General features: G+C 71.3%; 12 protein-coding genes. 4 read left to right on the top strand and 8 right to left on the bottom strand.

Features of this window, described 5'->3' with window-relative positions:
- Window positions 1-40: 40 nt before the first annotated feature.
- The 3 genes from ACFYWM_RS04000 (at window position 41) to ACFYWM_RS04010 (ending at window position 3,746) form a co-directional block, all read left to right on the top strand.
- On the top strand, window positions 41-1,228 hold the full coding sequence (locus tag ACFYWM_RS04000; RefSeq protein WP_389908190.1) for an outer membrane lipoprotein carrier protein LolA: 1,188 nt from the start codon (window positions 41-43) through the stop codon (window positions 1,226-1,228).
- A 213-nt stretch (window positions 1,229-1,441) separates the two neighbouring features.
- Entirely contained in the window at window positions 1,442-2,554 is a 1,113-nt protein-coding gene (locus ACFYWM_RS04005) for an ABC transporter ATP-binding protein (protein ID WP_389908192.1), read from the top strand.
- Window positions 2,555-2,699: 145 nt separating this feature from the next.
- A complete protein-coding gene (locus ACFYWM_RS04010; RefSeq protein WP_389908194.1) occupies window positions 2,700-3,746 on the top strand; it encodes an ABC transporter permease in 1,047 nt (348 codons plus the stop codon).
- 152 nt (window positions 3,747-3,898) lie between these two features.
- On the opposite strand, the gene ACFYWM_RS04015 is transcribed toward ACFYWM_RS04010, so the two are convergent.
- The 3 genes from ACFYWM_RS04015 to ACFYWM_RS04025 form a co-directional block, all read right to left on the bottom strand.
- Entirely contained in the window at window positions 3,899-5,311 is a 1,413-nt protein-coding gene (locus ACFYWM_RS04015; RefSeq protein ID WP_389908196.1) for an ABC transporter substrate-binding protein, read from the bottom strand.
- 583 nt (window positions 5,312-5,894) lie between these two features.
- Window positions 5,895-6,641 carry a YcnI family protein gene (locus ACFYWM_RS04020; protein ID WP_389908198.1) on the bottom strand — a complete coding sequence of 249 codons (747 nt, stop codon included), beginning with the start codon at window positions 6,639-6,641 and terminating at the stop codon, window positions 5,895-5,897.
- A 68-nt stretch (window positions 6,642-6,709) separates the two neighbouring features.
- Entirely contained in the window at window positions 6,710-7,261 is a 552-nt protein-coding gene (locus ACFYWM_RS04025; protein ID WP_389908200.1) for an MFS transporter, read from the bottom strand.
- A 102-nt stretch (window positions 7,262-7,363) separates the two neighbouring features.
- Between ACFYWM_RS04025 and ACFYWM_RS04030 the strand changes: the two genes are divergently transcribed.
- Entirely contained in the window at window positions 7,364-7,840 is a 477-nt protein-coding gene (locus tag ACFYWM_RS04030; RefSeq protein ID WP_389908202.1) for a hypothetical protein, read from the top strand.
- A gap of 186 nt (window positions 7,841-8,026) precedes the next feature.
- On the opposite strand, the gene ACFYWM_RS04035 is transcribed toward ACFYWM_RS04030, so the two are convergent.
- The 5 genes from ACFYWM_RS04035 to ACFYWM_RS04055 all read right to left on the bottom strand — a co-directional run bounded on the left by ACFYWM_RS04035 (window position 8,027) and on the right by ACFYWM_RS04055 (window position 13,250).
- Window positions 8,027-9,595: a sensor histidine kinase gene (locus tag ACFYWM_RS04035; RefSeq protein ID WP_389908204.1), complete on the bottom strand. Its 1,569-nt coding sequence runs from the start codon at window positions 9,593-9,595 to the stop codon at window positions 8,027-8,029.
- Window positions 9,592-10,422, bottom strand: coding sequence for a helix-turn-helix transcriptional regulator (locus tag ACFYWM_RS04040; RefSeq protein WP_389908206.1), 831 nt, complete (start codon window positions 10,420-10,422; stop codon window positions 9,592-9,594). Before ACFYWM_RS04040 ends, ACFYWM_RS04035 begins: the two co-directional genes overlap by 4 nt.
- Before the next feature lie 440 nt (window positions 10,423-10,862).
- The gene (locus ACFYWM_RS04045) at window positions 10,863-11,612 is read right to left on the bottom strand and encodes an ATP-binding cassette domain-containing protein (RefSeq protein WP_389908208.1); all 750 of its coding nucleotides are present in this window, start codon (window positions 11,610-11,612) and stop codon (window positions 10,863-10,865) included.
- A gap of 3 nt (window positions 11,613-11,615) precedes the next feature.
- On the bottom strand, window positions 11,616-12,401 hold the full coding sequence (locus tag ACFYWM_RS04050; RefSeq protein WP_389908210.1) for an ABC transporter permease: 786 nt from the start codon (window positions 12,399-12,401) through the stop codon (window positions 11,616-11,618).
- A 66-nt stretch (window positions 12,402-12,467) separates the two neighbouring features.
- A complete protein-coding gene (locus ACFYWM_RS04055) occupies window positions 12,468-13,250 on the bottom strand; it encodes an ABC transporter permease (RefSeq protein ID WP_389908268.1) in 783 nt (260 codons plus the stop codon).
- Between the last annotated feature and the right edge of the window lie 55 nt (window positions 13,251-13,305).

A 13,305-nucleotide genomic window follows, 5' to 3' on the forward strand; every position in this document is an offset into this window, starting at 1 on the left:
GCTGATGACAGGGATCGACGGCATACCGTGGAGGAATGAGATGTCTGAGCAAGCGAGACGGGGGCGCGCGTTGAGGTGGGCCGTGCCGGTCGCCGCGACCGCGCTGGTCGCCGGAGCCATCGGAGCCGGACCGGTCATCGCCGCCGTCCAGGGGGATCCCGCACTGCCCGAGCGCACCGCCGAGCAGCTGCTGGCGAGCGCCGCCCAGGCCGGCGAGAGCGGGCTGAAGCCCATGTCGGGCACCGTCATGCAGACCGCGTCGCTCGGGCTGCCCAGCCTGCCCGGCCTGTCGGGCGCGGGCGGAGCCTCGCCCGCCGCCCTGCTGTCGGGTTCGCACGAGCTCAAGGTCTGGTACGGCGGGGAGGACAAGGTCCGCTTCGCCCTCCCGGGCCGGATGAGCGAGACCGACCTGATCGTCAACGGCGACCAGGTGTGGCTGTGGCAGAGCGACGTCAACAAGGCCACCCGCGTCAAGGCGGGGAGCGCCGAGGGCCACAAGGAGCGGAAGCCGGGCGCCTGGAACGGCGGCGCGCACGAGGCGCTGCCCACGGCGACCACACCGCAGCGACTCGCCCGGGACCTGCTGGGACGGATCGGCGCCGACACCACGGTCAGCGTGACCAGCACCGAGAAGGTCGCCGACCGCGCGGCCTACCAGCTCGTCCTCGCGCCCAAGGACCCCTCGTCCCTGGTCAGGGAGGTCAAGCTCGCGCTGGACGGGGAGACCTTCGTCCCGCTGCGCGTCCAGGTGTACGCCAGGAACGCGGCCGAGCCCGCCTTCGAGGTCGGCTTCACCTCGGTCACGTTCTCCCCGCCCGCCGCGGAGAACTTCACCTTCACCCCGCCCGCGGGGGCCAAGGTCGAGGAGACGTCGATCGGCGAGCTCACCGGGGAGGACGGCGCGCGGCAGGGCGAGAAGCTCAAGGAGGGCGAGGAGATCAGGGAGAAGGCCAGGACCGTCGGCGAGGGCTGGACCACGGTCGCGGTGCTCCCCGCCCCCGAGCTGGAGAAGCTGACCTCGGCTCCCGAGGGCGAGGGCCCCGCCGGGCAGGACGCCGGCGCGGTCACCGACGCCCTGCTGAAGTCGGCCAAGCCGATCAGCGGCGCGTGGGGCAGCGGCAAGGTCGTCCAGACCAAGCTGGTCTCCGCGCTGCTGACCGACGACGGCCGCCTGCTGGTCGGCGCCGTCACCCCGGAGAAGCTGTCCGAGGCGGCCGGACAGAAGTGAGACCGGCGCCGGAAGCCTGACGCCCCCGCACCGGAGGCGTCAGGCTCCTTCCCGGCCCCCGCCACCGGCCGAGTCCGGCGGGGTCCGGCGGCGGGGTCCGGCGGCGTGGATCGGGGACGCCGTCCGGGCCTCGCGTGCCGCTCCGGAAAACCAGCACATCCAGCGTGTTCACCCGTTCACGGGTGTTCGTGGGCACTCGTGAACGTTCAGGGCGTGAGATCCGACCGGGACGGCCGCGTGGCCGTCCCGGAACCGACGAGCAGTGGGGGAGAAGTGCCGATCGTCCAGAACGTGAGGGCCGGCGGGAGCGGGGAGAGCCGCTCCGGTGAGGTCCGGGAAGGCCCGGCGGGAGGGGGCGCCGTGCTGACCGCCGAGGGACCGGACCCCTCCGAAGAGGGGCTCGCCATCGTCACCAAGGGGCTGACCAAGCGCTTCAAGGGCGGCCAGGTGGCCGTGGACGCCCTCGACCTGGCCGTACCCGGCGGGTCGGTGTTCGGCTTCCTCGGCCCCAACGGCTCGGGGAAGACGACCACGATCCGCATGCTGCTCGGCCTGGTGGCCCCGACGGCGGGAGACTGGCGGCTGCTCGGCACGCCGATGCCCGGAGGGGCGGGCGGGGTGCTGCCCAGGGTGGGGGCCCTGGTCGAGGGGCCCGCCTTCTACCCCTACCTGTCGGGTGAGGCCAACCTGCGCCGCTACGACGCCGCCGACCCCTCGGCCGACCCGCGCACCGTCTCGGCCAGGATCGGGTACGCGCTGGAGAGGGTGGGCCTGGCCGCCGCGGCGCGCAAGCGCTACCGGGCCTACTCGCTCGGCATGCGCCAGCGGCTGGCCATCGCCGCCGCGCTGCTCGGCCCGAGGGAGCTGCTCATCCTCGACGAGCCGACCAACGGCCTGGACCCCCAGGGCACCCGCGAGGTGCGCGGCCTGGTCAGGGAGATCGCCGCCGAGGGGACGACGGTGTTCGTCTCCTCCCACCTGCTGGCCGAGGTGGAGCAGATGTGCTCCCACATCGCCGTCATGCGGACCGGGCGGCTCGTCGCCCAGGGGTCGATCGCCGAGCTGCGCTCGGGGGAGGCGGTCAGGATCCGGGTGGAGACCCCCGACACGGTCGAGGCGGCGGCCGTGCTGGCCGGGCTCGGCCTGCCGGAGATCCGCCTCGGCGAGGGCGACGTCAGCGCCGAGCTGGGAACCGGCGTGCCGGAGCGGGTGTGCGCGGCCCTGGTCGCCGCGGGCGTCGCCGTCCGCGGCCTGGCCGTCCAGCGGCCCAGCCTTGAGGACATGTTCGTGGGCCTGACCGGGGAGGGATTCGATGTCGACGGTTAGCGGGAAGGAAGCCGTGTCCACCGAGAACGCCGCACGTGCCACAGGTGCCGTACGCGCGGATTCCGGTGGGGAGCCCGTCACGGGGGCGGGCTTCGCATCGGGAACGACCCGGCCGGAAACGGGCTCCGCGCCGGAAACGGCTTTCATGCGGGAAACGGCTTCCACGCCGGAAACGGGCTCTGTGCCGGAAACGGCCTCCGCGTCGTTGGCGACCCCCGCGCCGCCGACGGCTTCCGTACCGGAAACGGCTTCCGCGTCGGGGACGGTCCACGCGCCGGGGGCGGGTCCCGCGGGTCGCGGGCGAGCCTCCGGAGGTCCGGTCCTCGCCGGGCGGGCGGTGAGTGCGCCCCGGGCGTGGCTGCGGCTGCTCGGTTCGGAGGTCGGCCTGACCTTCCGGCGGCCGAGGAACATCGCCATGCTCGCGGTGCTCGCCGTGATCCCGGCGCTGATCGGGATCACGCTGCGGACGTTCAGCGGCTCCATGGGCGGCGGGGGCGGCGAGGGCGGTGGGGGTGGCGGCGGGTCGGCGATCTTCGAGCAGGTCACCGGGAACGGGCTGTTCCTCACCTTCGCCGCGCTCTCGGTCCTGGTGCAGCTGCTGCTGCCGGTCGCCGTCGCGATCGTCGCCGGAGACTCGGTCGCGGGGGAGGCGGGCATCGGCACGTTGCGCTACCTGCTCGCGGCCCCGGCGGGCCGCACCCGCCTGCTGGCCGTCAAGTACGTCGCCGTGATCCTCTTCTGCCTGGCCGCCGTCACCGCGGTGGCGCTGTCCGCGCTGCTCGTCGGCCTGCTGCTGTTCCCCGCCGGTCCGATCACGCTGCTGTCGGGAGGGACGATCCCCTTCCTCGAAGGCGTGCTGCGAATCGGTGTCGTCGTTCTGTACGTCACCGCGGGCATGGCGGCCCTGGCCGCCATCGCGCTGGCCCTGTCGACCTTGACCGAGGTGTCCGTCGGGGCCATCGCCTCGACCGTGGTCGTCGTCATCGTGGTCCAGGTGCTGGGGGTGATCCCGCAGCTGTCGGTGATCCGGCCGTACCTGCTCACCGAGTGGTGGAGCGGCTTCGACGGCGTCCTGCGGGATCCGATGGCCACCGGTGAGATGGGCCAGGGATTGCTGGTCTTCGCCGCCCATGTCGCCATCTTCGGCTCCATCGCCTGGGCGCGCTTCACCGGCAAGGACATCACCGCCTGACCCTGCCCCGGCCCCTCAGCCTCCAGGTCCCCCGCGTCCCGCGAGGTGCGATCGTCCGGAGGAGGTGCCGGGTGCTCAGAACCTGGCAAGCCGGGCGGTTCGCTCCCGATGTCCCGGCGGTCCGTGATCACGCGGCCGCCGGGGTGCCCGTCTCACCGCCCGTGCTCCTCGAGGTGTTTCCAGCCATCGGGGCGGCGATGGGAGAACCTGTCGCCGGGGAAGACCTTGAAGCCCTGCCGCCGCGCGTAGGCGCTGAGCCTCCGCTGCCAGGTCTTCAGGCCGGTGTTGAGGTCGGTGGCGTTCGAGAACGAACGCCCCACACTGTCGCCGAACAGGCCGTTGGCGTAGAGCTGGAACGGCAGGTACTGCCAGCCCTTCGCCACCTGCGCGGAACCCTTGCTGAACAGCCTGTTCGCCTGCTGGCCACCCAGGACAGGGATCCTGACGTCGAGGAACTCCCGGCTTCCCAGCAGGCCGGTCGTCGCGGGGAACACGCCGGAGGCGGTGTTCAGTGACCTGACCGCCTCGGGATCGGAGTTCAGCCAGCGGGCGAAGCCGAAGGCGGCGAGCCGGTGTTCGCTCGTCGAGAGCACGGACACGCCGGAGCCGCCGTTCTCCGCGTTGACCGGCTTCCCGGCGTTCCAGCGCGGGAGGGGCGCGGCGCGCCACTCGCCGCTGGTCCGCGGGATCGCGCCCTCGATGACGCCGGGTGCCCAGGCGCCCGTCAGCCACAGCGCGTACCTGCCGCTCGCCATGTTCCTCCACCACGCGTCGGTCCAGCCCACGGCCGGCTCGACGAGCCTTTCGCGCGCGAGTCTCGTCCACAGCCCCGCCCAGCGCCTGCTCCCCCTGTCCTGCAGGTCGATCCGGATGGTCGTGGCGTTCTGGATGCCGAACGGCCGCCCGCCCGCCTGCCAGATCAGGCTGTCGGCGATGCCGGAGTCGGTCGGGTCGACGCTGGTGATGAAGAGGTGGGGGTCCTTCTTCCTGATCGCCTCGGCGACCGTCACGAACTCGTCCCAGGTTCTCGGCGGCGTCAGGCCGAGCCGGTCGAAGACGTCCTTGCGGTAGATCATGGTCATCGGGCCGGTGTCCTGCGGGACCGCGTAGACGCTGCCGTTGAGGTCCACCTGGTCCCAGGCCGAGGGGGTGAACCTCTTCTCCAGCTCTTCGGCGCCGTACGGGTTGAGGTCGGCCAGGGTTCCGGAGAACGCGAAGCGGGGCAGCGCGAAGTACTCGACCTGCACCAGGTCGGGAGCGCCGGTCCCGGCCTTCAGCGCCGCCCGGAGCTTGGCGTACTCGACCCTGGACCGCCCGGCGTCGACCAGATTGACCTTGATCTTGGGATATCTCCGCTGGAACAGCGCCACCGTCTTCTGGAGGTTGGGCACCCATGACCAGAACGTCAGCGTGGTCCTGGTCCGCAGGGCTTTCTCGATGGCGGGGGCTTTGATCTCAGGTGCCGGAGACTGCGAGCTGTGGTGCGGGGGCACGCCGCAGGCCGCCGGGGCGAGTAAGGCGACGGAGAGTGCGGCGACAGCTGTGGCGTGCTTGGTGTGCCGCATGACGGAAACCTCCATGAGGAGCGGAAGAACGTTGCCCGGCGGCCTCGGCCGGCGGAGCCGGTGAAACCGGCGCTGCCGTGGGAGAGGGAGGGGGCGGGGCGGCGTAAGAGGCGCGGTGCAACGTACATACCGATACAACGCTGCCCTGAGCTGCAAACATTTCCGTAACGCGCGGCCGGATGCCCCGTCTCACGGCGCCGCTCCGGCGCCGTCATGAGGGATCGGACGCGCTCTTCGACACGAAACGCGGGCACGAAACGCGGGACGGCCCCGGGAAAGGAGGCTTCCCGGGGCCGTCCCGCGCGATCCGGAGGAGATCCGGACCGGAAGAAGATCGGAGAAGAGAGGGTCGGAGAAGGTCGGAGAGGTGGTCGAAAGGCGGTCACGAGACGGCCGGAAAGCGCCAGAAAAGCGACCGGACAAGCGGACCCCGCCACTCGCCCGGCCAAGCGACCGGACAAGCGGACCTGGCCACTTACCCGGACAAGCAGACCCGGATAAGCAGACCCGGACAAGCAGACCCCGCCACTTGCCCGGTCAAGCGACCGGGCAAGTGGCCAGGAGGTGCCTGGGAGGCGTCCGGTTAGGAGGCGCGGCCCCGGCGCAGGCCGAACGCCGCGACCACGAGACTGGCGAGCCCGAGCACCAGCCCGGCCCCGCCGAGCAGGCGGGCGGTGCCGTCCGAGCTCTCCGAGGCGGCGACCGGAGCCACCGACGGCGCCGACGTCGCCGGGGCCGCCGGAGCCGCGGCCGAGGGGGTGGTGGAGGCGCCGTGGCCGTCTCCCTCGGCGGGGGCGGGGGTGAGCTTCAGCGTCGGGGCCGGGCGCTCGGGCTCGGAGCCGTCGGCCTTGGGCTCGTCCGCCCACTTGACGACCTCGCCGCCGCTGTAGGTCTGGGTGGCCGGGAAGACGAGCTGGTCGGTGTCGGTGGGCAGCGCGCCCATGGACACCTCGAACTCCTGGAACTGGCCGGGCTCGATCTTCCCGCCCGACCAGGTGACCTTCGTGACCGCCTCGGTGAGCTCGCCGTACTCGGTGGTGACCGGCTTGGGCAGCTTGCCCTCGACCACCTTGACGTCCCAGCCGGGCACCGGCTTGACCGAGACGAAGGCCAGCGGGTGGTCGGTGGGGAAGGCCACCTCCAGCTTGGTCGTCGAGGCGTCGTCACGCTCGTTCGGGACCCGGAAGGCGACCTTGGTGAAGCCGCCCTGCACGGCGGTGCCGGGATTGATGGTGACGTGCGCGAGGGCGGGGAGGGCGAGGGCGAGGGTGAGCGCGGTGGTACCGGCGGCGACGGCGGCCAGGCGGCGGAAGGCGTGCGAGAGCGACATGGGGGTTCTCCACTTCGGGAACTTCGGGAACTTCGAGGTTCCGGGGTTCGGGACTTTGCGGGGTCGGGTCAGGCGGCGGGAAGCGGAGGACCGCGCCGGCTGACGGAGTGGCGGAGGACGGCACGCGCGGGAACGGGCGTGACCGGGGCGTACGCGGGGCCGCGCGGGGAGGCGACGACGTCCGGGGGCCGCAGCAGCGGGAACATGGCGCCGAGGCGGCGGCCGGCCGAACGGAGCAGCACCCACAGGGCGTTCTCGCCGCGGGCCAGCCACCATCCGGTGATCAGGGTCGCGGTGAGGTGGGCGACGAGCATGCCGAGGTTCTCGCCCAGCCCCCTGACGTGCGGATGCGGGGGCGGTATCCCCGCGGCGTCCCCGAGGGCGAACAGCTCGTGCAGCGACAGCTGCAGGACGGCGAGCCCGCCGTTGATCGTCACCATCGACCGCTCGTGCCCGGCGAGCAGCGCGGCCATCGCCATGACCGCCGCTCCCGCCGCGGCCACCGCCCACGGCCGCGGCCAGGAACCGCCCGCGGCCACGTGGCCGAGGACGGCGAGCGCCAGACAGACGGCCGAGAAGGTGGCCGCGCGCATGAGGCGTAACGGGAGGCGGGCACGCATGGTGACCCATATGTTCTCACGCCCAAGGTGTCTGCCGTTCTGGTGTTTTTGTCGCTATGGTTGCCGCGACCGTGACAGGTCCTTCAAGCCGAGGTGGTGGCGATGCGGCACGTCGTTGGGGTGCTCGTCGGGCTGGTCGTGTCGGCCGTGCTGCTCTTCGGTGCGGGCTGGGCCGTGCAGGAGGCGGGGGCGAGCCTGGCGCCCCTGCCCGTGGAGAGCGGCCCGAAGATCTGGATCGCCCTCGGGGTGATGGCCGGGATCGGCCTCCTGGTCGGCCTGGTGGTCGCCGGTCGCGTCTCCCCGCTGGCGACCTTCGTCCCGTCGATGGTCCTGCTCGCCTGGACCGTGGTCTACGCCCTGGACGTCAGGCGCGCGATGGGCCTGGTCCCCGACGACCCGACCTTCCACGAGGTGCTGCTGCAGGCCGGCCGCGGCATGGGCCTGCTGCTGACCACCGGTGTCTACGCGCTTCTCGGCATCCTGCTGTTCCTGCCGGTGCTGATGCCCTCCCGCTGGGCGCCCCGGTTCCGGGACGAGGAGGAGGAGTACGAGGAGTCCGACGCCCACGGCTACCGCTGACCCCCGATCACCGAGGCCGTGTCCGTCCCCGCGTGCCCGTCGCCGCGCTCTGCCGCCGCCCGTCCACGGCCGTGCGTCCGTCCCCGCGTGCCCGTCGCCGCGCTCTGTAACCGCCCGTCCGTTACCGCGCGTCCGGCAGTGCCCGTCCGCCATCGCCCGTCCGGTGGCCCCGTGCCGTGATCCCGGTCAGCGCCGGCGGTGGCCGACCCAGCTGACCGGGCCCTCTGTATCGGTGTCCTCGTGGGTCATCCCCTCCCGGGACCCTTCTTTCCGGGAGCCCTGCTGCCGGGAGGCGTTCTCACGGTGATCTTCCTCGCGGGCGGACTCCTCGCGGGCGGACTCCTTGCCGGCGGGCTCGCCGGTCGCCCTCCTGGGAGGCGGGGCGGTCCTCCCCGTGCCGGTGCGCTGGATCTCCTGGTCGGCCCCGAGCGGTCGCGTGTCCTCCGCCGGGAGCCGCAGCACGAACCGGGCCCCCTTCGGCGAGTCCTCGATCAGCAGGGTTCCCTGGTGGGCGTGGGCGATGTCGCGGGAGATGGCGAGGCCGAGCCCGCTGCCGCCGGAGTCGCGCAGCCGCCCGTCGTCCAGGCGGGTGAAGCGTTCGAAGACGCGCTCGCGGTCGGCGGGCGCGATGCCGGCGCCGTCGTCGACCACGGCCACGACGGCCTTGCCGTCCGCGAAGCCGACGGAGACCTCGACACGGCTGTCGGCGTGCCGCCGCGCGTTGCTCAGCAGGTTGCCCACCACCCGGATCAGCTGGATCCGGGAGCCCCTGACCTGAACGCGGTCGGTCACCTGGACCCGTACCGGCATCCCGGTGCCCTGGGCCGCCTCCTCCGTCACGAGGGCGCCCAGGTCGATCAGCTCCTGGGGCGCGGGGTCGGCGGCGCGCAGCCGGGCCAGCTGCAGCAGGTCGTTGACGATCGCCTCGAGCCGGCCGCTGGCCGTCAGCGCCCCCCGGATGGTGTCGCGCGGATCGATGTCATCGGGGTAGAGCAGGGCCTCCTCCAGTTGCACCCGCAGACCCGCGATCGGGGTCCTGAGCTCATGGGAGGCGGTGGAGGCGAAACGACGCTGCTGCTCCACGGCCTCCTCCAGGCGGGAGAGGGTCTGGTTGGCGGTACGGGCGAGCAGCGCGATCTCGTCCTCGCCCGGAGGGATGGGCACTCTCAGGCTCAGGTCGCTCACCGTGATCTCGGACATCCGGGCGCGGATCGCCGCCACCGGGCGTAGCGTCCGTCCCACGACGCACCAGGTCATCCAGGCCGCGAGGGCCAGGAGGACGAGGACACCCGCGGCGATGAAGTACTCCAGGTGGTGCTCGTGCAGGATGGCGGGTTCCTCCAGACCCGCGTAGACCACCGGGGAGTCGGCCGCGGGGGAGACCCGGATGGCCATGACCATGACGGATCCCTCGGTCAGCTGCTGGAACCGGTCGTCGGCCGGGGGGCGGCTCGTGCTGATCGGCGGCAGGCCGATGGCCTGCCTGCTGGAGTTGATGACCACGCCGTGGGCGTTCACCAGCTGGACGAGGTCGACCGGCGCGGTGGCGGGTATCGGGTCGGGGATGTCGCCGATCCGCACCAGCGCGCTCCACTGGCTGGCGACCCGCTCGGCGTTGCCGAAGCCGTCGTCCTGGATCCGGTAGCGGATCGCCATGTCGATGCTCGCCCCCACCAGGGCGAGGATGACCAGCAGCAGCATCGTGGTGATGATCGTGTAGCGCGCTTGGATCGAGCGCAGGCGCGACCCCCTCATGGCGACGTCAACGCCGCTAGGCTGCCCAGCAGGTCCAGGGCGTGGGCCGAGGGACTTCCGGGCTCGGCCTGGAAGACGATCAGCCTCTGGCCCGGGGAGTCGTTGATGTTGAACGCCTCGTAGGTGAGCGTCAGGTCGCCGACGTCGTGGTGGCGGAAGTTCTTGGTCGCGATGTTCGAGCTGGACACGTCGTGGCGCGCCCACATCCGGCGGAAGTCCGCGCTCTTGAGCGAGAGCTCGCCGACCAGGTCGGTCAGGTGCGGGTCGTCGAGGTCCGCGCCCGCGACGGCGCGCAGCTGGGCCACCTTGCGGCGGGCGCACTCCTCCCAGTCCCGGTAGAACAGGCGGGAGGCGGGGTTCAGGAAGATCAGCCGGAGCAGGTTGTCCCTGTGCTCCAGCCCGTCGTAGAGGGCGTCGGCCATCTGGTTGGAGGCCAGCACGTCCATCCAGCGATTGGTCACGATCGCCGGGGTGCAGGGCCAGCTCCGCATCAACCGCACCACCGCTGGTTTGACCCGGTTCGGCTGGTCGGCGATGTTGAACTGCCGTGGCCAGGGGTGCGCCAGTTTGTGCATGTGCGCCGCGGCGTCGGCGCCGAGGTTGAGGACCTGCATGAGGGCACCGAGCACCCGCTCGGACGGATGACGTTCCCGACCCTGCTCCAGACGGATGTAGTAGTCGGTGCTGACTCCGGCCAGCATCGCCACCTCTTCCCGGCGCAGCCCCGGCGTCCGCCGGGAGCCGGCAGGCAGGAGGCCCACCTGTTCGGGGGTGGTGAGTTCACGCCGGGCGCGCAGGAACTCACCGAGGAGATTGTCGCTGTCCATAGCGTTACGGTATGCCAGAACCCATTTGAGAAGGTGGCAGTATTACTCCCACGAACGCTCCCTGGACTTGACGAACGTGCTGGTAGGAGCGTTTTTCTAAGGTTTCTTTCCGATCGTCTTCCTCTTCGAGGCGATGATCGTCGAATCTCGTTCGGTGACGTTTTACCTTTGTCTCCCGATGGCATTTGTGGCTACGCGCGGGGGATTCCAGGAGTAAAGGGCGGAGGGAAACGATCCCTGAAAACCGATTTTTCGTATGGAGGGGCCATGGCGGGTCAAGGGGGCTCCAAACGCGAGTGAAGGATGTCCCCGGCGCCATGAGATCATGAAAATGTGATTAACGTCACAGTGGTCGCGCCCGGAGATTCTTGCCGAACATCTTGACCTTCCGGCCGCGGGTGGCGTACAAAGCCGTCCGGCCGTGACCCGGTGTCCGGCGGTCAGCCGGAGTAGAGGCGGGCGACCACCTCCTCCATGGAGGCCTCCTCGGGGGCGGTGGCGCGCAGGTCGTCGAGGGTGCCGTCGAAGGCGAGGCTGCCGTGGTCGATCAGCATCACGCGGCGGCAGAGCTTCTCGATGTCGCCCATGTCGTGGGTGGTGAGCAGTACGGTGGTGCCCCGCTCGGCGTTGAGGCGCCGCAGGAAGTCGCGCATGGCGGCCTTGCTGACCACGTCCAGGCCGATCGTCGGCTCGTCGAGCACCAGCACGGTGGGGTCGTGCAGGAGGGCGGCGGTGATGTCGCCGCGCATGCGCTGGCCGAGGCTGAGCTGGCGGACCGGGATGGTCATGAAGTCGGCGAGGCCGAGGAGCTCGGTCAGCTCGCCCAGCCTGCGCCGGAAGTCCGTTTGATCTACTTTGTACAGGTGCCGGACCAGCTCGAAACTGTCCCGCAGCGGCAGGTCCCACCACAGGGTCGTCCGCTGGCCGAACACCACCCCGATCCTGCGCGCCAGCGCCGTGCGGCGACGGGTCGGATCGAGCCCGGCCACCCGGATGCTCCCCGAGGTCGGCGCCAGGATGCCGGTGAGCATCTTGATGGTGGTGGACTTGCCCGCGCCGTTGGGGCCGAGGTAGCCGACGAACTCCCCGGCCTCCACGGTGAACGACAGATCCCGTACGGCGTGCACGGTCTTCCTGGCCCTGCGGCGGCCCACGGTGAACGAGCGGCCGACCCGGTCGAGTTCGATCATGTGTCAACTTCCCGTCGAACGGTAGCGGCGGATGCCCGCCCGCCAGGCGAGGGCGGCGACGGCGGCCAGGGCGACGGCCGCCAGGGGTGAGGCGAAGCGGAGCCAGTGCGGCAGGCCGAGCGGGTCGTCGCGGTCGAGGACGAACAGCGCGGGCTGCCAGTTGACGAACGCCAGCGGCACGACGAAGGTGACGCCCTTGACGAGCTCGGAGCCGTAGACGCTCAGGGGGTACTGGGTGAGGGTGCCGCCCCCGTAGGTGAAGGCGTTGGCCACCTCGGGGGCGTCGGTCAGCAGGAACTGGACGGCCCCGCCGAGGGCGAAGATCGAGGTGAAGATGACGAGCCCGCACGCGATCATCAGCGGGATCATCCAGGCCCTGTCCCAGCCCAGGCCGAGCCGGGGTACGGCGATCGCGAGCACGACGGCCGCCTGGGCCAGCCTGCCGAAGCGGTGTACCCCGAAGCGGTCGACGGCCATCTGGGTGAACGCGCTCGCCGGGCGGATCAGCATGATGTCGAAGCCGCCGCTCCTGATGTGCTGGCTGAGCCGGTCGACGTTGCCGAAGAGCATGTCGGCGAGCGCGAAGGACATGCCGGCGGTGCCGTACAGGAACATCACCTCGGTCAGGGTGAATCCGCCCAGCGATCCGGTGTGCTCGAAGATCACCCAGATCGCCGCCACGTCCAGGGCGTTGACCGCGAACGAGCCCACCATCATCATGATCAGGGATTTCGGGTACTGTGCCGAGGCTCTCAGCCAGGTCCAGGCCAGCAGGAGGTACGTCCTCACCGTCGGAGGCCTCCCGCGGTCGTCCTCCGTGGTGCGGGCGCCTCGTGCCGGGCCCCTGCGCCGTCGTCACCCACCTTGGATCACGACCTTCCTGCGGGCCGCGTTCGTGACCAGGGCTCCCAGGGCCAGCAGTGCCACGGCCCACGCGGCCTGGAACGTGAGGGCTTCCAGGACGTCGCGCTTGCCGAGGTAGAGGTCGGCGGGGACCTGGACCATGGCCGACCAGGGGAGTGCCTGCGCCAGGGTGCCGAGCCAGCCGGGGAAGAGGTTGAGGGGCAGGATCATGCCGCTGAAGAAGGAGGTCATCACCAGTGACATCGTCTGCACGCCCCTGTCGTCGAGGACCCAGCAGGCCGACAGCGCGACCAGGTAGCGGAGGGCGAAGCTGACGATCACCGCGAGGACGAAGCCGGCCGCGAAGGACAGGAGGGTGAGCGGGTCGTCCGGTGCGACGAGGCCGAAGAGCGCGGCGCCGACGGCCGTGGGGGGCAGGCTGCGGACGAGGAAGAGGTAGGCGGCCCGGCCGAGGTCGTCGGAGAGGCTCCACATCTGCAGGGAGGCGGGCCGGAGCAGGTCGAGGGCCACGTCTCCGCTGCGTACGCGCTCGGAGAGTTCCAGGCCGCCGCCGAAGACCTGCATGGGGCCGATGAAGGCCTGGCTGAGGAAGCAGAAGGTCACGGCGTCGGCGAGGTCGTATCCGGCGAGGCCGGGGCGGGCCTGCCAGAGGGCGATCAGGACGTGGGCGCGGAGGATGCCGAAGACGGTGTTGGTGAACGCCCCGGCGACGGCGGCGGCGCGGTAGGAGGAGTGGCGGCGGAAGCCGTAGCCGATGATGCGCGCGTAGAGCAGGAAGGCCGCCTCCCCGAGGGTGTCAGGACAACCCCCCTATCGTCGTGGGCGCTCC

Source organism: Streptosporangium sp. NPDC002721 (assembly GCF_042888905.1).
Lineage (GTDB): Bacteria > Actinomycetota > Actinomycetes > Streptosporangiales > Streptosporangiaceae > Streptosporangium.